Origin of the sequence: Sinobacterium caligoides, assembly GCF_003752585.1 — a bacterium.
Taxonomy (GTDB): Bacteria; Pseudomonadota; Gammaproteobacteria; order Pseudomonadales; family Sinobacteriaceae; genus Sinobacterium; species Sinobacterium caligoides.
In genome coordinates this window covers 413,889-432,831 of the sequence record NZ_RKHR01000004.1, presented here as the reverse complement: position 1 = coordinate 432,831, position 18,943 = coordinate 413,889, and the positions used below count along the sequence as shown (strand labels likewise).

13 protein-coding genes and 6 tRNA genes are annotated in these 18,943 nt (G+C 50.9%); 16 read left to right on the top strand and 3 right to left on the bottom strand.

Features of this window, described 5'->3' with window-relative positions; translation table 11 throughout:
• Positions 1–153 precede the first annotated feature (153 nt).
• The 3 genes from EDC56_RS08625 to EDC56_RS19735 all read left to right on the top strand — a co-directional run bounded on the left by EDC56_RS08625 (position 154) and on the right by EDC56_RS19735 (position 6,619).
• Complete coding sequence (locus EDC56_RS08625; protein WP_123712128.1) at positions 154–1,362, top strand: RtcB family protein; 1,209 nt, start codon at positions 154–156, stop codon at positions 1,360–1,362.
• A gap of 429 nt (positions 1,363–1,791) precedes the next feature.
• Complete coding sequence (locus EDC56_RS08620) at positions 1,792–2,307, top strand: VPLPA-CTERM sorting domain-containing protein (RefSeq protein ID WP_211333621.1); 516 nt, start codon at positions 1,792–1,794, stop codon at positions 2,305–2,307.
• Between the two features lie 439 nt (positions 2,308–2,746).
• Entirely contained in the window at positions 2,747–6,619 is a 3,873-nt protein-coding gene (locus tag EDC56_RS19735; protein WP_170162816.1) for a DUF7151 family protein, read from the top strand.
• 68 nt (positions 6,620–6,687) lie between these two features.
• Here EDC56_RS19735 and EDC56_RS08610 read toward each other — a convergent pair whose 3' ends face one another.
• The 3 genes from EDC56_RS08610 to EDC56_RS08600 form a co-directional block, all read right to left on the bottom strand.
• A complete protein-coding gene (locus EDC56_RS08610; RefSeq protein WP_123712126.1) occupies positions 6,688–7,698 on the bottom strand; it encodes a nuclear transport factor 2 family protein in 1,011 nt (336 codons plus the stop codon).
• Between the two features lie 868 nt (positions 7,699–8,566).
• Entirely contained in the window at positions 8,567–8,923 is a 357-nt protein-coding gene (gene queD / locus EDC56_RS08605; RefSeq protein ID WP_123712125.1) for a 6-carboxytetrahydropterin synthase QueD, read from the bottom strand.
• A gap of 155 nt (positions 8,924–9,078) precedes the next feature.
• Positions 9,079–10,626, bottom strand: coding sequence for a two-component system sensor histidine kinase NtrB (locus EDC56_RS08600; protein WP_123712124.1), 1,548 nt, complete (start codon positions 10,624–10,626; stop codon positions 9,079–9,081).
• A 193-nt stretch (positions 10,627–10,819) separates the two neighbouring features.
• Here EDC56_RS08600 and EDC56_RS08595 point away from each other — a divergent pair.
• From EDC56_RS08595 to EDC56_RS08535, 13 genes are all read left to right on the top strand, one after another.
• Positions 10,820–10,895, top strand: a tRNA-Val gene (locus EDC56_RS08595).
• A 57-nt stretch (positions 10,896–10,952) separates the two neighbouring features.
• Positions 10,953–11,029: transfer RNA gene (locus tag EDC56_RS08590), tRNA-Asp, on the top strand.
• A 92-nt stretch (positions 11,030–11,121) separates the two neighbouring features.
• Positions 11,122–11,197 (top strand) — tRNA-Val (locus EDC56_RS08585).
• A 211-nt stretch (positions 11,198–11,408) separates the two neighbouring features.
• Positions 11,409–11,484: transfer RNA gene (locus EDC56_RS08580), tRNA-Val, on the top strand.
• Positions 11,485–11,554: 70 nt separating this feature from the next.
• Positions 11,555–11,631 (top strand) — tRNA-Asp (locus EDC56_RS08575).
• A 92-nt stretch (positions 11,632–11,723) separates the two neighbouring features.
• Positions 11,724–11,799: transfer RNA gene (locus EDC56_RS08570), tRNA-Val, on the top strand.
• Between the two features lie 226 nt (positions 11,800–12,025).
• Complete coding sequence (locus EDC56_RS08565; protein WP_123712123.1) at positions 12,026–13,429, top strand: AAA family ATPase; 1,404 nt, start codon at positions 12,026–12,028, stop codon at positions 13,427–13,429.
• Positions 13,430–13,465: 36 nt separating this feature from the next.
• The gene (locus tag EDC56_RS08560) at positions 13,466–14,401 is read left to right on the top strand and encodes a 1-aminocyclopropane-1-carboxylate deaminase/D-cysteine desulfhydrase (RefSeq protein WP_211333620.1); all 936 of its coding nucleotides are present in this window, start codon (positions 13,466–13,468) and stop codon (positions 14,399–14,401) included.
• 84 nt (positions 14,402–14,485) lie between these two features.
• On the top strand, positions 14,486–15,559 hold the full coding sequence (locus tag EDC56_RS08555; protein ID WP_123712122.1) for a cyclic nucleotide-binding domain-containing protein: 1,074 nt from the start codon (positions 14,486–14,488) through the stop codon (positions 15,557–15,559).
• Between the two features lie 100 nt (positions 15,560–15,659).
• Positions 15,660–16,532, top strand: coding sequence for an NAD(+) kinase (locus EDC56_RS08550; RefSeq protein WP_123712121.1), 873 nt, complete (start codon positions 15,660–15,662; stop codon positions 16,530–16,532).
• 1 nt (position 16,533) lies between these two features.
• On the top strand, positions 16,534–17,544 hold the full coding sequence (locus EDC56_RS08545) for a metallophosphoesterase (RefSeq protein WP_123712120.1): 1,011 nt from the start codon (positions 16,534–16,536) through the stop codon (positions 17,542–17,544).
• A gap of 88 nt (positions 17,545–17,632) precedes the next feature.
• Entirely contained in the window at positions 17,633–18,517 is an 885-nt protein-coding gene (locus EDC56_RS08540; RefSeq protein ID WP_123712119.1) for a rhomboid family intramembrane serine protease, read from the top strand.
• A gap of 144 nt (positions 18,518–18,661) precedes the next feature.
• Positions 18,662–18,940, top strand: a complete 279-nt coding sequence (locus EDC56_RS08535; protein ID WP_123712118.1) for a DUF1315 family protein — start codon at positions 18,662–18,664, stop codon at positions 18,938–18,940.
• Positions 18,941–18,943 lie beyond the last annotated feature (3 nt).

Sequence of the window (18,943 nt, the reverse complement as noted above, 5' to 3'; positions counted from 1 at the left end):
GAGTAATCGCCTCTGTGATTCAGCTATTGGGGGCGTCAACAAACGCGCGAGAAAAAGGACGTTGAAAAAAATCAATAAAAAAATATTAAACTATCTACCGAAGAGGTTGCTCGAAGAGAGAGCTCTTTCTGATTTAAATACTAGGATAATTTTATGCCAGTAAAAATAGAGTTAAATAAAAATAGAAGCGGTGGCGCATTCCCCGTAAAAATCTATACTGACCAAGTTGACTACAAAGCGCTTGAGCAACTAAAGGATATTGCTCGATTGCCTATTATTCACTCTCATGTGGCAGCGATGCCAGATGTGCACGCAGGTGTTGGGGCGACGGTTGGCTCTGTGATACCCACCGTGGATGCGATTATTCCAGCGGCTATCGGTGTCGACATTGGCTGTGGGATGAATGCACTGCGTCTGTCGGTTAAATCATCCCAATTACCTGATAACTTGAAGCCCCTTCGCTTAGCGATTGAAGGGGCTGTGCCAGTTGGATTAAGACAGCATAAGCGAGTGAGTGCCAGAGAAGGTGCCTGCACGCCGATAGCAGCCGGTATTCATCTCATCTTGGATAAGCACCCTCAGCTATTAAAAATGTTAAAACGGCCTCGGGAGACCTGGGTAACACAAATGGGTACCTTGGGCAGCGGCAATCATTTCATTGAGTTATGCATCGATGAAAATAAGGATGTGTGGGTTATGTTGCACTCAGGCAGTCGCGGTATTGGCAACGCTATCGGGCGTTACTTCATTGCCTTAGCCAAAAAAGATATGCAAGGGCATATGCACAACATGCCGAATAAAGATCTGTGTTATTTTTCGCAGGGAAATCAACATATGGATGATTATATTGAGGCTTTGGAGTGGGCTCAGCACTATGCGAAGGTAAACAGGCAGGAAATGATGAATTTAGTGCTAAGAGCGATTAAGCCTTACCTGCCTGACTTTACCGTGACTAAAGAGGCGATCAATTGCCATCACAATTATGTGCAGCGAGAGCATCACCTCGGTAAAGATGTCTTTCTGACGCGTAAAGGGGCCATTAGTGCGCGCGAAGGTGAGCTGGGTATTATTCCCGGTAGCATGGGTGAGCGTTCTTTTATTGTTAAAGGTAAAGGCAATGGAGAGTCATTTTGTTCTTGCTCTCATGGTGCCGGCCGCAGGATGAGTCGATCAGCCGCAAAAAAGCGTTTTCGACGCGCTGACCTGGAAGAGCAGACCAAAGGTGTTGAATGTCGAAAAGACAAGAGTGTAATTGATGAGATACCTGGCGCCTATAAGGATATTGATCAAGTGATGGAAAACCAAAGTGATTTGATAGAGGTTGTTCATACTTTGAAGCAAGTCGTATGTGTTAAGGGTTAAGGGTTAAGGGTTAAGGGTTAAGGGTTAAGGGTTAAGGGTTAAGGGTTAAGGGTGGGGCAGTGCTTGTCATTGATGAGTGATTGAGAAGCCGTTATATGCTTCTCAAAATATAGCCGACTGTTTAGCCGTAGTCGCAGGTGTCAACAGGGCTATGATGAGTAATATCCGAGCATCGCGATAAACTATAACTGTGCAGCACTGTTAGAGGATTAACGCGTTCGTCCGTTAGAGCATCAGGTTGACTGCCACTGCGTCTAGGTTGCAAGGAAGTTCTTTCTGGACGGGTATCTATAGTGAGCCGGAAACTGCTGCCGGAAATCTTTACATTTCCTGAAGGGAAGTCTGCTGTTTAGTGTGATATTGTTCGCATAAAATGGGACAGTTAGAAACTGTACGTCGATGTTGGTCGAGCTAAAAATAGGGATGTTTATGAAAAATAGAATAATAGGTTGTTGTTTGTTACTGGCTTCATTTTCTTCTACTTATACAAATGCAGCAGTCCAAAGCATTGACTTTACTTATAAGCTTACTGACTCTTTTCCGGCGAATGTCGCTGTATCAGAAATCTCGAGCAGATTATTATACGAAGATAGTGATTTCTCTGTGATTAGTTTTAATGATGGTTTTTTGCCAGATGATTCCTATGACTTAATATTATCTATAAACGTGCAAAGTCTTAATGCTAACGCTTTTTCTTGTTTCTTATCGTCAGAATGTAGCATAACCGGGCAGGGAGCAGGCCTGCTCGGGCCATTTGGTATGATCGACGTTGTACTAACACCTTCTTTGAATGTTTCTCTGGCTTCACGTGATGATTTTCTGCAAGCGGAATACCAGATGACTGCGGCAACGGCTAGCTATGTGAATGAAGTGCCTGTGCCAGCAGCAGCCTGGCTCTTTGCGAGCGGTCTTCTTGGTCTTGCGGCGCTTAGAAGGCGTCAGTAACCGAGTGCTAGACTAGTACTTGTTTGGCTGCATTTTAGTGATTCAGGGCTAAATTGACTCCCTATATCCTAGCTTGGCTAGGGTCGTAGGGGGCTTCCCTGCTTCTTAATACCCTCTATATTCTTGTTGATAAATTGGAGTCGACCTAGCCTCGCTTCGATCTATTGCTTGCTTAGCTAATGTCCACGCCTAGTGACGGAACTCTTTACAGTTGCGGGCGAGATTGATCATTATGTTCATGATATTATCACTAAGTAGTTACGTTATATTTTTAACGTTTTTATATAAATAATAATAACAGCGAAAGACAAAGGTTGGTCTTAATCGTATTTATATTTTTCATGCTATGTGAGTGAGGTATAGCGCTTTAGCGCTACCTGAAATTCCTCTATTGCGTGTCATGACTTAATAATAATTAGGCATCATCAGGAAGGTTTCAATGAAAATGATAAAAACGCTGCCTGCAGCATTGTTATTAACTTTTTCCTTTGTGGGCACCGGGTGCGGCGGTGGCGGTGGCGGAGGAGGCGGCGATGCCTCGCCGGTGCCGAAAACGGCTGCCAGTGTTAGCACAGGGGTATTTGTCGATAGCGCGGTTGCAAACCTCGGTTATCGTACTGCGACACAGAGCGGTATGACTAACACGGAAGGTGAATTCCAGTTTATTCAGGGTGAGAAAGTCACCTTCTCAGTAGGGGGAATAGACCTGCCTGAAGCTGAGGCAAAGGTCTTATTGACGCCGCTTGATTTAGCTGGAACCGATGACATTAATCATCCTGTGGTGATTAATATCGCTCGTTTGCTACAGAGTCTCGATGTTGATGGTGATGCCAGCAACGGCATTAGCATTAGCGATAGCGCGCATACCATCGCTGAAGAGATGACGTTAGATTTCAGCGCTGAGGACTTTGTTGCGGGTGCCGCAACACTGGTTGCCAACAGTGGTTCTTCAAACACAGAAATGATTTCTACCAGTTCAGCATTGTTGCACTTGCAGGCGACACTCGCAGCGATGACGGGTATTGAAAAGGCAACGGCTTATAACAGTGTTTCCTATAGCAGTTTAGACGCTGGCGAACAGTGTGTGGCAGGTGGTATCGAAATTCACACCGGCTTTGATGTGAACTTAAACGGAAAGCTGGATGAGGTGGAAGTCAGTAAGACACAGGTCGTCTGTCACGGTGAGACAGCTAAAGCCTTGACGGCAAGTAGCGTGATAAGCGCAGGTGAAATGTGTGAGGCCGGGGGCCAACAGATTGATATAGGCATTGATGACAATGTAGACGGAGCGTTGCAAGTTGGCGAGGTTGATCAGTATTTATCGCTTTGTAACGGCGTGGCAGGTAAGCCGGGTCTTACTTCATTGCTGGTTATTTCGCCAGAACAAGCGCTTTGTGTGGCTGGTGGCCAAAGCCTACAGAGCGGCCTTGATATTAACGAGAATGGTACTCTGGACCCAGAAGAAATCACCAGCACTCAGCATATTTGTCGTGGCGTAGACGGTCAAGACGGTCAAGACGGTGCTGACGGTCAAGACGGTGCTGATGGTCAAGACGGTGCTGATGGTCAAGACGGTGTTGACGGCCAAGACGGTGCTGATGGTCAAGACGGTGCTGATGGTCAAGACGGTGTTGACGGCCAAGACGGTGCTGATGGTCAAGACGGTGCTGATGGTCAAAATGGCGTTGACGGTCAAGACGGAGCTGACGGTCAAAATGGCGTAGATGGCCAAGACGGTATTGATGGTCAAGACGGTGCTGACGGCCAAGACGGTGCTGACGGCCAAGACGGTGCTGATGGTCAAGACGGTGCTGACGGCCAAGACGGTGCTGACGGTCAAGACGGTGCTGATGGATACATTGGTGAATTACTGATACAGCAAGAATCACGTGAAGATGGGCCTTGCCTGCATACGACAAACTATACCTATGTTGGTTTTGATACGAATGAAAACGGCCGCTTAGAGAGCGAAGAGCTGTCGTCTACTGCTTATATCTGTGCAGATAACTCGAAACCAGTTGCTGAATTAGCCTATTTATCAAATGATCAATTCTTCTCTCATCATCACACGGCTGTAGGGACCGATGAGGCTGGTCGTCATCAATTAAACGTAGCGCCCGATACAATGAGTGTGTGGGCGATTTTGTATAGTGATTATAATGACGATAGCACCGAGCTAACGTTGATTGATGCACCGGACTGGTTGCGTATTGAGTCAGCTCCTTCAGCACCTTATAGTTGTGCGCTGTATGATGAAGGTCGAATGCGGTGTTATGATTATTCAGCGATTTTAAGTGCTAATACGGACGCTATTGAGCTTGGTCGTCATGAGTTTGTTATTGCGGTAAGTGACGGGGAAAAAGCGACACTGAAAGCGGTAGTACTCGATGTGGTTGAGCCTATTCATGTCACCATTACCGAACCAGGAGCGGTGGTCGAGGGTGTTGATGAGGTAAGTGAGATGATTGTGTCGCTCAGTGCGCCGAGCGCTACTGAGATCGGTATCAGCCTTAGTTATAACGATTATTGGTCTTTCCCACTAGGCTACCGTATCTGTGAGATCGATGGCTCTAATTGTCAGGACTATCAAGAGGAGAGTGTCTTTTTCTTCGCGCCTGGTGAAACTCAGAAAAAAATCCAGTTTATTGTCGAAGATGATCAGCGCTTCTTGAGTGATTTTGCCGTTGAGTTTGAGCTGATGACGTTAGGAGGTCCGGCAAGTGATTTGGTGCTGCTAGCAGAAGAAGCTCGTGTCCGTCAGGTCACCTATGTGGACAACGAGGTGAAGCCGGTGATCGGTTTTGTCGAGTCTTCTTCATCATTTCAGGGATATGGCAATTTTTGGCTCGAGGTGCAGTGGTCGGGTACACCGTCTATCGAGCAGACCGTTGAGTTGCATTTTGGCGGTACCGCTGAATTAGGTGTTGATTATAATGCTTGGGAGTCATCGTTGGTTGTTGGTAATGACTTATCAGGCTTCCATACCAGTATTTCTATTGAGCTGTTAGGTGAATTAGATGAGGATAAGACAATCGAGATATCGCTAGTGCCTGTTAATGCTAATGCGATCGATGTTGATCCACTTAAGGCTATGCATACAGTGGCAATACAGGGAATAAATCCTGATCGTTATGGTGTAAAAAACTTGTTTATACCACGGCAGAATCCTGATCAAGGCAGCATTGGCGTTAAGGATATTCAGGTTAGTGCAAATGATACGCTGTATGTGTTTGGTACAGTGACTGAAGGAGCGCTTGAGGGAGCGGAATATCTCGGGGGGAATGCGGATGTATTCTTGGCGCAGTTTAGCTTAGAGGGTGAGTCCTTAGGGATTAAGCAGTTGGGTAGTGATCGCAGTGATGAGGCGGTGGCGATGGCGTTGGACGGTCTTGGCCAGCCTGTCATATTACGTACGCAGAAAGGCATGGGCGATGATGCGCTTCTGATGGAAAAATACAACGTGCAAGGCGCTCTGTTATGGCAGCGATCCTTTTCAAGTGCTTTAGAGTCTCCATCGATAGTCGTGGGGGGAAATGATGATATTTTCGTAGCACAAGGAAACTTTAGGGAAGATGTGGATAACGACCAAATTGATGGTAAATTCTATCTCGCTAAATTTAATAGCGCAGGTGAGTTGTTATGGCAGCAGGATGATATCGATGTGGTAGATCCTGAACATTATAACCTGGTTTTTCAAAGCGTTGTTGTTGACAGCCAAGGTAACTCTTTTATTGCTTTCAGCGATGATAGAGATGTTTTTGGTATTAGAGTATTAAAGTTTAATGCTTTAAATGGAGCGGTAGAGTGGAGTCTTGAGTTACCTACAAATAACTGGTTTTATCTAAATAAAATACTGATAGATGACGATGATAACGTGGTCGTTTATGGTAGCACGCCTGGTAATTTCGCAGGTAATACTGCTATTTTAGGTGAGGACTTTATTCATGCGATGTTGAGCTCTGATGGCCAAGTTCTGTCGAGCAAGCAGTTTGGCAGCTTTAGTGATGATCATTTCGGTCAAGTTATCCGTTCTGGTGCTGAGTATTATGGCTTTGCAAGTGTAGGTGGTGAGTATCAGGGCGATGCCAGTGGGAATTATTTATTCCGTTACGATAGCGCAGGTAATGAGTTAGGTAAGCATTTAGTGATTGACGATGATAGAGATAACTTTTATCTGGATCCTAGTTATTTTGACGGTTACTTATTAAGTGATAGTGCGGGAAGCATTTATTTGGCGAAGCCTAGTTATCATTGGTTTGATCATGCTGTTATAAAAATAAGAAAGTTTAGTGAGGAGCTAATGCCTCAATAGATTCATTTTTTAAAATTAAAAAGCTGCCATAAGGCAGCTTTTTTTTGTTTTAAATAAAGTGGGCAATGCTACGCAGACTCTGCCTGGCAGCGACCGGCAGCCAGCGATTGTGGGAAGTGTGCGAGGTCGAAGAAGATACGCAGCGAGGTGATGACACCATTGTCCAGCTGGAACCAGTCAACGGCGTTGAAGGCGATAGCGTTACCGGAGGTGTCGGTACCGGTAAATTGCAGCAATACTGCGATCGTCTGCCCTGAAACCATTACTTGTTGTGGCGTGTCACGATGGTGAGGAAAGCCGGAGAGTGCTTGCGAGAAAAAAGGTTGCATGGCTGTTTTGCTGTGGCTGCTAAAGCCGCCGGGACCGTGAAAGACGACGTCGTCGGCGAACAGGGTATAAAACGACTCCAGCTGATCGTTGTTGACCCGTTTATAATAGGCGTCAATGGTTTTGAGGTTTTTAGCCAGTGCTTTGACATCGTTGGCGCTAACAATTTTTTGTTGATCAATGCTCCAGCCAGTCTTACCCGTTTTGTTGCTGAGCAGCAGCGGTGTATTGACCGTGCCAGGGGCAGGGGGCGAGGCAATGGCGGGGCAGAGAATTTCATTGGGCATCTTGGCGATGTCGAAGAAGATACCCTCGGCGGCGATTTTTCCCTTGTTAATCTTAAACCAATCGACGGCCTCAAACGTCACTGGTACACCCCAGGCAGTGGTGCCAGAAAACGCTAAACGCACGGCGGCTTGATTGCCGAGGGAAATAACCTCAACGGGAGTGTCGGTGTGATCGGGAAAGGTTTCGGCGACGTTGTAGTAAAACGGGGCGATATTTTCTATGCCATCGAGCAGGCTGTTAAACGGTGCTTCAAAGTGTGCATCTTGGTGGAACAAGGAAAAGAATGCATCCCATTCATTGTTGTTAACCAAGGGGTAGTATTCCGCGATGACGCGATCAGTTGCCAGTTTATTTTTTTTGAATTGTAGTGGTTCGTTGGCGCTGTCGTCGGCGGCAGCAAATGACAGGCTACTGGCGGCGATAAGGCCGGCCGATAAGAGTAGACGGCGTGAACAGTTGAGCATAGTTTTCCTCCAGTGAAAACAAATGGGGTAATACGAGTGACCGCCTCAGAGCTCCCTGTGGGTGGCTCCAGTAGGCGATGGCATCATGCCAGCGTCGATGATAAAGGATTGAAAGGGGAGGCTACAACAGATAGAGGTGAGGCCTTGGTCGATCGCTTCGTGCGATTGCTATAGTGAGTAGGGGGAGTTAGCGAAAGGAGTGGCCGATGTCAGTATCTCTGTTTAAGCGTCGACGCTATCGTGTTGGGCTCTATTTATCCTTGTGTATCTTGTTGCTGTTGTTGTAATAGCGTTTGTAGTCGTGGTTATAGTCATGGCTATAGCCGTAATTGCGGCGGTGTTTACAGGTTTGGTACAGGGAGTTATTCAATGTTGTCAGCGAATCTGTTGATAGAAAAGTGCTGAATGCGTCGTTTATGCACACAGGTAACCTCTCTGTAATGATTTCCACAGTTTTTGTGGGTAACTCTGTGCGCAAGGTGTTGGGATGAGCCTGTGAGGCGCATTGTTACGTGCTTTCTTTAGATTGATTACTTTGCAACCAAATACTATTAAACCCTTTAAAAACAGTAGTTTGTTTTATTTTCAAAACAATGTGTATATTTCTACGTTGACAGATTGTCAATTTTGAAAAATTGTGCATAAAGGCTTTTGATGAAGGTCAAACTCTGCTTTTTTTGGTCGCTTGTGGCCTGGCTGTCAAGGGTTATTAACAATAATGCGGAAATTTTTTCGTTGTTGTCGCTTGTTGACCGAGTGAGCGCGTGTTGTTGAGTGCCGTCGTTTATCCGCTGGGGATAAACTTGTTTATGGTGATGGTCTGTGGATAGCTGGTTAGCGGTACGGCCCTCCTTGGCCGTATGCGGGTTTACTCACCGCGGTAGATGCAGCCGCTGGTGCAGGTCTCTTTAATTTCTATGCACGAGAGCTGAGGTAGCTCGGGCTTCAGCTGTTGCCAGATCCACTTTGCTAACACCTCGCTGGTGGGGTTCTCCAAGCCTGGGATGTCGTTGAGGTAGTAGTGATCAAGGCGGTCGTAGATAGGCTTGAAGATGCCTTTGATATCGCCAAAATCCATGATCCAGCCGCTCTTTTCGCCGATCTCGCCGCTAATATAAAGGCGCACGTGAAAGGAGTGGCCGTGCAGGCGTCCACACTTGTGTCCCGCAGGGACGTTTGGCAGCAGGTGGGCTGCTTCGAAGATAAAGTCTTTGTAGATTTCCATAGCGCGTTACCCGTAAAACGACAGGGGATGAGAGCCGGTGAGTATCAACGCCGATTGTACGCGTCGATGGACCACCATGGCTGAGAAAATAGGGCCGAAGGCGCGAAGGGTAACACAATCGGCGAGTATTGGCATATGTCGCTTTTGGCGCTTATTTACTCGGCGTCGTGATTGGCTTGCAGTGGCAGCTGGATAATGAATTCACAGCCCTGGCCGGCTTCTGATTCGACGTTGATAGTACCGCCGTGACGCTTGCTGATAATAAAGTAGGAGAGTGATAACCCGAGCCCTGTGCCATGGCCGACGGCCTTAGTCGTGAAGAACGGGTTAAAGATATGACGCTTTGCCTCAGCGAGGATGCCGGGGCCGTTGTCTTTGATGCTGATGATCATGTATTCATCGCTATGGCGCAGCGCGATATCAATGGCGGGGGCGGGGGGTTGGTCGCGGGTGTCGTCGCCGAGGGCTTGGCAGGTATTTTTGAACAGGTTGAGTAACACCTGCTGGATCTCCGCAGAGCCGCAGCACACTCGTGGTAGCGTGTCGGGGTAGTGGCGGCGAATGATGATGTCCTTAAAGTGCAGTTGATTGTTCGGCTGCATCGTCATGCTGGTCATCGATAGGCTGCTTTCGATCAGCTCGATGATGTCTTCGTCGCGGTGCTGGAGGTTATTGGCGTGGGAGAACTCCAGCATGTTGTGGATAATTTGGCTGGCGCGGTTGCCGGCCTGCTTGATATTGTCGAGAAATAGGGGGATCTCTTGTTGCTCAAGGTAACGGTTGAGTTTTTCAAGCTCGATACCGGCTTCTTGCGCGAGCTGGCAATTATTGGCACGGTCGGATTGTAGTCGTCGATCGATCGTTTGTAGGCTCTGCAGTACGACACCCAGCGGATTATTGAGCTCATGGGCGAGTCCCGCCGCCAGCTCGCCGAGGGAGGTGAGTTTCTCGTGTTGCATCACATTGTTCTCAAGGTTGACTCTCGCTGTCACATCATCGATGCGGATGACAGCCCCGCTGGCGGCTGTCTGCTGCTGTCGGTGTTTTGATGGCTGTTGCTCTGATGATTGATGCTCTGATGATTGATGCTCTGATGATAGTTGCTCTGATGATTGATGCTCTGATGATTGATGCTCGGGTAACGGCTGCTCTGATAGCGGCTGGTGAGCATGAAGCGGATAGACGGCCATGTCATGGTATTCGGTGAGTGAGCCCACGCCAATCTGTAGGTGCTCGAAGCGCTTGCTACGTCCTTTGCTGATGATCTCGGTGAGTCGCTGTTGGCTGATTGGCAGTTGTGCATAAGTAGTAGCCAGTGGGGTGCCGAGGGCGTTAGCGGCACTGATACCGGTCGCGCGTTCGGCATAGCGATTCCAATGAGTAATCATGCCGTCTGCGGTGATGCCGATGAGGATCGAGGGCATCGCATTGAGGATACTGTGTAGATACTCCTGGGCCTCGTCGATGAGCTCTTGGTTGATTTCGTGGCGGGCGACAGCCTCGAACAGACGGGCGTTGGCGTTATTCAGTTTGTTTTGTTTATGCTCGATGCTTCGCTCGAGGCCGTGTTGCTGGCTCTGCTGCTTGGAAAGCGCTTGCTGCAGCTGGTCGACCTGCTGTTGGCTGTGACGGTAAAGGCGATATAGATAGAAGCAGATCAGGCAGGGTACCAAGGCGATGAGGAGGCTAAGCAGCGAGGGCATGAAGGCACTCCAGCAATGACAAGGTGGGTTCGATGCTCTTGATCTTAGCGAATATTCACCGCTGAAGATAGCGCCAGCCGGGGGCGTCACACACGCCTCAATGGCTATGATGAAATTATTGCTGAAAAGTTTCCGGCAAAGCCGTTGACAACGCTCGGCAGAGCTGTAGAATCCGCATCCGTTGCTACAGCATGGGTGATTAGCTCAGCTGGGAGAGCGCCACCCTTACAAGGTGGATGTCGGCGGTTCGATCCCGTCATCACCCACCAATTCTTACGTTGATTGATCACGTTAGAGTTGGCCATGTGAAGTAACAATAGCGATTCGGGCCGGTAGTTCAGCTGGTTAGAATGCCGGCCTGTCACGCCGGAGGTCGCGGGTTCGAGTCCCGTCCGGCCCGCCACTATTGCTTTGAGAGCACCTCTAACGAGAAGGTCTCAAGTAAAAAGTGGATAAGTCGCAACCCACTATGACCCTCCCTTTGGTCGTAGCTGTGGGTGATTAGCTCAGCTGGGAGAGCGCCACCCTTACAAGGTGGATGTCGGCGGTTCGATCCCGTCATCACCCACCAATCCACCCTCTGGATTGGTTATTGATCTTACCACTACCTTTATTGCTCATTGTTTGTTGTGCTTGCTTTTTTTGCCTCGTGTGAGGAAAAGTCGCTGTGGATCACTTGTGCGCTCTGCGTGCGTTATCGTCGTTTTATCGGTGACAAAATCTTCCCTGACTGTTGACAGTTTTTGGTAGAGCTGTAGAATGCGCATCCGTTGCTACAGAATGGGTGATTAGCTCAGCTGGGAGAGCGCCACCCTTACAAGGTGGATGTCGGCGGTTCGATCCCGTCATCACCCACCAATTTTATAGCGTTTGACGCCATGGAGTTGGATGACTGCAAGTCAGTCGATAATAGTAACGATAGCGATTCGGGCCGGTAGTTCAGCTGGTTAGAATGCCGGCCTGTCACGCCGGAGGTCGCGGGTTCGAGTCCCGTCCGGCCCGCCACTATTGCTTTGAGAGCACCTCTAACGAGAAGGTCTCAAGTAAAAAGTGGATAAGTCGCAACCCACTATGACCCTCCCTTTGGTCGTAGCTGTGGGTGATTAGCTCAGCTGGGAGAGCGCCACCCTTACAAGGTGGATGTCGGCGGTTCGATCCCGTCATCACCCACCACTCCTACTGTCTGTATGAGTGGATAATCTTTTTCCTACATCGATATACTCGTCTTTTGTTGCCCCTATTAGTGCCTCTATTGGTCTGGAAAGCGTGCTGCCTGTCACATTATTCCGGCTTGTTTTCGACCATACTCTAGCGTTGCGTTGATTGCTGCCTCAGTTTGATTGAGCTTTAGCTGGCGTTTCTCGTCAGTATTACCAGCTAGGGAAGGGAAGTCGAGTTTATGTACCATCAAGCCGCCACCGGCAGCACCGAAGCTGTGTTGTTTGTGCAAAATAACCGTGTCGTCAAAGAGATGTTCTACCCCGAGTTCGAGGCGGTCTTGGATCATGTCGTGGGGCTTTCCGACTATGCGGGACAGCAGCAGCAGGCGGTGTTTGTTCGTATCGATGCCGATCTTCACGTGGTCGCGGCACTGTTCTTTCAGATTCACTTTGATGCTACGGGCCAGGCCGATCAGCAGTGGAACATCCCTTTGCAACACCTGCTGGAATCGGCCTCGGAAGGGCCGGATATGGGGGCGGGACCGATTCGTTTGGTGTGCCGTAGTCAGTGTCCAGTGAGCTGGATGAGCGCACAGTTATGGGACCCCGTACTCAGCTCGCAGGACAACAGCTTCGCGGTCATTCGTGCTGCCGTCCGTGCTAATAAGTTAGGCATCTCCAGTCGCCGTGCTAACACTTTTGCGCCAATGCTTGGCATGGCGAACGTGGTTTCTAGTGGGCAGGAGAGCCACAGAGTTGAGCCGCCATTACTGGCTGTCGAAAGCCGTGTCGAATCGCTGACGGATAGCGCTAGTCGTGTGTCGATGCCGGAGCACGAGCAGATTTCGACCCTGTTGAAGGCACAGCAGCTGCACTTATCCACATTAAAGGCAGAGCACAACCAGCAGCTGGTGGATGTGCATAAGCACTATAACGATAAGTCTGAGGCTCAGAGTGTCGAGCTTGAAGCGCTAGCGCAGCGCCTGCAGGCGGCAGAGAGGCGTGCCGAACAAGCGGAGCAACTGCAGGCGCAGCAGCTGGCGGAGTTCAGTGCGGCGCGGGAGCAAGTGCAAGAGCGCTTCCAGCGGGCGAGAGTGACAGACCATCAGCGCTTTGATGAACTCAAGAAGCAGTATGAAGTCGAGTCGCGCGCCCGCCTCTCGGTCGCGCTCGCAGAGTCGAGCGAGCAACTTGATTTGCGCCAGCTTGAGGTGACTTACCGCGATAACAAGATCACTCATCTGCAGCAGCAGGTGGCGCAGTTGGAGGCAGACAAGCGTCGGTTGTTTATCGAGGGCGGCGACCAATTATTGGAACAGATGGTGCAGAGCGGTATTCGTTTTGTTGCTTTTCAGCCGGGTGCTGGTGAGATGAATATCGATATCGAAGACTTGTCGGAGTACCTCGAGGCTCCCGACCGCCACGCGGCAGCGCACTGCGAATGTGATGTGACACGTTATCGTGCCTGGTTAAACCATTTTCAGGCGCCGATTTGTCGCGAGTCACATGATGGAGCTGTTTGTGGCCGTACCGTGGCGCGAGTCGACATGCCCAGCTATTTTATCGAGGGAGAGAGTGATCGCTGCAGTAGTCATACCTTATCGGCGAAGACGGTAGGGCGTATAATCGGTCGCCAGTATTAACCATTTCGACTCCTCTATTCGCCTGGTAGCCCAGTTATGTCTTATTCTCTCGAGGCGATGTTCTCGCCCACACCTGTTGTACCGCTGTCGGCCGCCCTGTTTGATGACAAGGGGGTGCGAGTTTCGGTCAAGCGGCTCGACCTGTTGGATGCCGAGATCAGCGGCAACAAGTGGTATAAGTTAAAGCACAACTTGGCGGCGGCACAGCGCCAAGGTGCGCAGTGTATTGTCAGTTTTGGTGGTGCTTACTCTAATCATATTCATGCTCTCGCCAGCGCCGGGCGCCGCCTGGGGGTGCAGACTGTCGGCATTATTCGTGGTGAGGCGCCACCGACGCTGAACCCGACCTTGGCGGACGCGGAGGCCTGGGGTATGCAGCTGCAATTCATCTCGCGCAGCGATTACCGGCGTAAGGCTGAGCCCGATTTTCTCGCCGACCTACAGCAACGCTACAGTCACAGTTATGTAGTGCCAGAGGGCGGTGCCAACGCGCTGGGTATTCAGGGTTGTGGCGATATCATGCGAGAGATTGAGGGGCAGGTCGACGACTGCGATGTGGTGATGGTGCCGGTGGGAACCGGGGGCACAATGACAGGTATGAGCGCGGCAGTGACGTCGAAGGCTCGGGTGTTAGGGATAGCGGTGGTCAACGCCTATGCAGGTCTTTACGCCGATATCGAGCGGGGCTTGGCGCAGGCGGCTGAGCCGCCGTTGGCAGGCTGGCAGCTGTTGGATGGTTTTCACGGTGGTGGCTATGCCAAGGTCGACGAGCCGCTGGCTCGGTTTCTGCGGGAGTTTGAACAGGCGCACGGAATCGCCATCGAGCCCGTGTACAGTGGTAAAATGTTTAAGGCGTTGTTTACATTAATTGAAAACGACTTTTTTCCACGCGGTAGTCACATCGTGGCGGTACATAGCGGCGGCATGCAGGGGTTGCGCGGCATGCGTAAAAAACTGATGCGTTGGGATTGAGCTGGGTGTGTGGTGAGCCGGTTGATTACGGGGAGATAGTGTATGAAGGCTGCGGTGCGAGAGGCAGTATATGAGTAATAAGCTATGAGTGAGTCGCAGGGGCGACAGTTGCTGCGGGCTTATCACCCTTTGTCGGGGTTGTCCGACTCTGATCTTCGCGGCCTTTGGCGTTACACCGAACGTCTATCGTTCTGCCGTGGGCAGACGCTGTTTGATATCACGGATGGTGAGAAGCGTCACTTTTACCTGTTGCACGGAGAGGTCGGCTTGCACTATCAGCCTGGGCAGGGGGCTGATGACGCAGTCTGGCGAGCTGGCGCTGATGAGGCGGCTTGGCCGTTGCCTGCGCAGCGCCCCTATCCCTATTGTGCGCGCGCGCTCACCGATTGCACATTGTTGTGTATTGATGCTGAGCGTGTTGATACCGTGCTGGCCTGGAGTCAGGCTGCACAGTATTTGTGGTTGGAGCTATTGGAGCAGCGTGATCTCGATGAGAGCTGGCTTGAGGCTTTGCTACACTCGAACCTTTTTCATCGTGTGCCGCCGATTAATATTCGCCAGGTTATCGATCACTTTGTGCCTGAGCGCGTGGAGGCGGGGCAGTATGTGGTACGTCAGGGTGAGGCGGGCGATTGTTGTTATCTGCTTAAACATGGCACGGCTGAGGTTGTGCTGGCGGCGGGGCAGGGCGATGCGCGTATTGTCGCGCAACTGGAGGCGGGCAGCTGTTTTGGCGAGGAGGCCTTGATCAACGATGCGCCGCGTAACGCGAGTGTCAGAATGCTGACGGCGGGGGAGTTGATGTGCCTCGATAAACAGGCATTTTTCCCGTTGTTACGGCAGCCGCAGGCGATCAAGATCGGCCTTGCTGAGGCCTGTCAAAACGTCGCCCAGGGCAGTGCTTGGCTGGATGTTAGGACGTCGATAGAGTTCGATCGTGGTCACTGTTATCGGGCGCTGAGTATGCCGCTGAACTTGCTGCGTCTGAAGATGCCCTTGCTGGACCGTCAGCAGCGTTACATCGTGTATTGCAATAGTGGTCGCCGCAGTGCCGCCGCGGCCCACCTGTTGAGTGAGGCGGGTTTTAAGGTGAAGGTGTTGCGGGGTGGGCTAGAGCGCTTGCGGCATGCGGATCAATCGTTATTGCAGGTGGGGTAAGGCGCGATTGTCGGTTGCAGCAGTAATTTGATGGAGAGTGTTGTCGACGGCCGGGTGAATCCGGTTATAATCGAGGACTATTTTCCTTGAGCGCGTCGTCATGAGTCAATTTCATACTATCGGCCTCATTGGCCGGCTGGGCAACGATTTGGTGCTACAGTCGGTCGAGATACTGCAGCAGCTACTGCTGGCGCGACAACTGCGCGTCATTGTTGAAGATGAGATCGCTCAGTCTATCGACGACTGCCAGATGGAGGTGGCTAACCGCCAACAGATTGGCGAGCAGTGTGACCTGGTTATCGTCATCGGTGGTGATGGCAGCCTACTCGGTGCCGCTCGTGCGATGGTACGCCATGGCGTTCCCATCCTCGGCATTAACCGTGGCCGGCTCGGCTTCTTGACCGATATTCACCCGGATTCGATAGAAGAAAAGGTCACAGAGGTGCTCGATGGTCACTATCATGCCGAGAAACGCTTCCTGCTCGCGGTGAGTGTGTTACGTGATGGTGAACGTATCGCCAAGGGCAATGCCCTGAATGATGTGGTGGTGAACTCTGGTCGCTCTGCACGCATGATCAACTTCGATCTCTATATGGATGGCTCCTATGTCTACAGCCAGGATTCTGATGGTTTGATCGTGTCGACACCGACGGGCTCGACCGCTTACTCGTTGTCCGGTGGTGGCCCGATTATGCACCCTGGCCTCGATGCTATCGCGATCGTTCCGATGTTCCCTCACACCTTGAGTGCGCGGCCGACGGTGGTCAGTGGCGATACGGAGATCAAGGTGATTATCGGCGATTGCCACCCCTACGTCAGCTGTGATGGACAGGTGCATTTGAATACGGCGCCGGGCGATGTGGTGGTGATTCAGAAGCGCAGTGATCAGCTCACCCTGTTGCACCCGTTAGATCACGACTTCTATAAGTCGTGCCGGGATAAGCTGGGTTGGAGCGGGCGGTTAATCGATTAATATGCCGTCAGCTGTTAACGATCATTCTACTAAGGCTCCCGTCGAATTTGTCGGTTACGATCTTGTTGGCGATGTACACGGCTGCTATCAGACGCTATTGGCGCTGTTAGATAAGCTCGGTTATGGTTTAGTTGACGGTGTTTATGAGTTTCTTGATCACGAGCGTCCACGGCAATTGATTTTTCTTGGTGATCTGATCGATCGTGGCCCAGGCATTCGTGAGGTCTTGCATTTGGCGAGGGCGATGGTGCAGCGTGGTTCGGCCATCGTCATCATGGGGAATCACGAATACCATGCGGCACTCTATTTGACCCCCGATGGCAGCGGCGGCTATCTGCGTCGTCACAGTGATCATAGTCGACGTATTATTGCCGAGACGCTGCGGCAGTTTTCCCGCCACCCCAAGGAACTGTTGGCATTTAGAGACTGGATGAAACAATTGCCGCTGTACTTTCAGCACCCGAGCTTTCGTGCCGTACATGCTTATTGGGATGATGCGTTGGTTGATGAAATGCAGCACCAGCTGGGTAGCGCAAGCTTGACGCCGGCGCTGTTTCGTCAGTCGGCGCTCGAGCCTCGCAGCTTCGCCGGCAGGCTGATGAAGCGTCTCACTACCGGTCTGACTCTGGCGTTACCCGATGAGCATGTCATCGTCGGGCGTGAGGGGCAGCCGCGTAAGCGCTTTCGTGTGCGCTTTTGGGGGGGGAGCTACAGCCTGGGCGATGCGGCTTTTCAGCCTGATCCTCTACCGGAAAGACTATGTAACCAGCCGCTGGCCGAGGACACGCGCAGCTGGTTGGATAGCCAAAGCTATGCTGATGATCGGCGCCCGCTGTTTATCGGCCACTACTGGTTACAAGGGGCGCAGGTTCCACAGAGTAACAACATCGCCTGTCTCGATTACAGTGCTGTCTTGGGTGGACCACTAGTAGCCTACCGGATGGATGGCGAGAGTCAGTTGCGAGAGGACAAGTTTGTCGCTGTCGATTACTGTGAGTCGCGGCCCTCTTGAGTTGCCATAGCTGTGGTTATTCTATTAATTTAAACCTTTACTTGATGTCGGGTGGTGCGATGCCATCACACCGGAATGGGATGTCGTTATGGCTGAAATACGGGCGCTGACACTGTCGCTTGAAGAAGATATCGGTGCGTTGAGCCGACTGCTACACAGCAGAGGTTTAGCGCACTGGATTACCGAGGAAGCGGGGCGACAGGTTGTCTATGTGCAGGATCAGCAGCATGTTGAGGTGGTCGAGCAGTATTATCAGGCCTTCCAGCGGGGGGAGCTGACAGAGGCGGCAGCGCGGCAGCCAGCAGCACCGCGTCGTCAGCTTAACTGGCGAGTGATGTTCACGGCGGTGCCGGTGACGTTGGTGACCATTATTTTATCGATTCTTGGTGCGTTGCTGGTTTATTTGGACCCGGGGCAGAGTCACCTGCACTGGTTGACCTTCCAAGACTTTTTCTATGATGGTCGACGGTTGTTCTTTCAGCCGGTGACTGACAGTTGGCTCAGCGGTGAGTATTGGCGTTTGCTGACACCGACCTTTTTACACTTTGGTATTCTTCATATTACCTTTAACGTGGTGTGGATGTGGTTTTTTGGTCATCGCATTGAGTTATTGCAGGGTCGTAGTCAGCTATTAATTTTGGTGATGGCGACGGCGTTGGGGGCCAATATAGCTCAGTACTTAATGGCACCGGACACGATCTTTGGTGGCCTCTCGGGGGTCGATGCAGGGTTGGTTGGTTATGTCTGGGTATGGAGTCTGTTGCGCAAGGGGGAAGACTTCACCGTGCCGTCGTCGCTGATCTATATGATGGTGGCTTACTTGGTGATCGCTGCTACAGGGGTAGTCACGCTATTTAGTGGTACCTCCGTGGCTAATGCGGCGCACTTTGGTGGCCTGTTTAGCGGCATGGCCGTGGCGCTATTGAGTGCGATGTTGCGGGTGCGTTACAGCGGCGATAGGGTGACTGGCTAAAGGCCGTAGCGGATACAAAAATGGTATAATTTGCACTCGCTCGATGGCTGAGTCGATAGGCGAGCGGCTGTGTCGTGGCTTTTTTGCCGCGCTATAGTGACTACTGCAGTGTGTTGTTCGACGATAGATATAGAGGAAAAAGGTATGGATCTTGAGCAGTTATTAGAACGTATTACCCCGGAGATCTACGCTAACTTACAGCGCGCGATCGAGCTGGGCAAATGGCACGATGGCCGAGTGTTGAGCAAAGAGGAGCGCCAGCTGTGTTTACAGGCGGTCATTGCCTACGGCGAGAAGAATCTTGTTGAGGAAGAGCGTGCCGGCTTCGTGGATATGACAGAAGAGAAGAAAAAGAAGCGCGACAATAAGATTGAGCAGTTGGAAAAGGCAGGCGTTCAGCCACTGAATTTCATTGGTAAATAACGT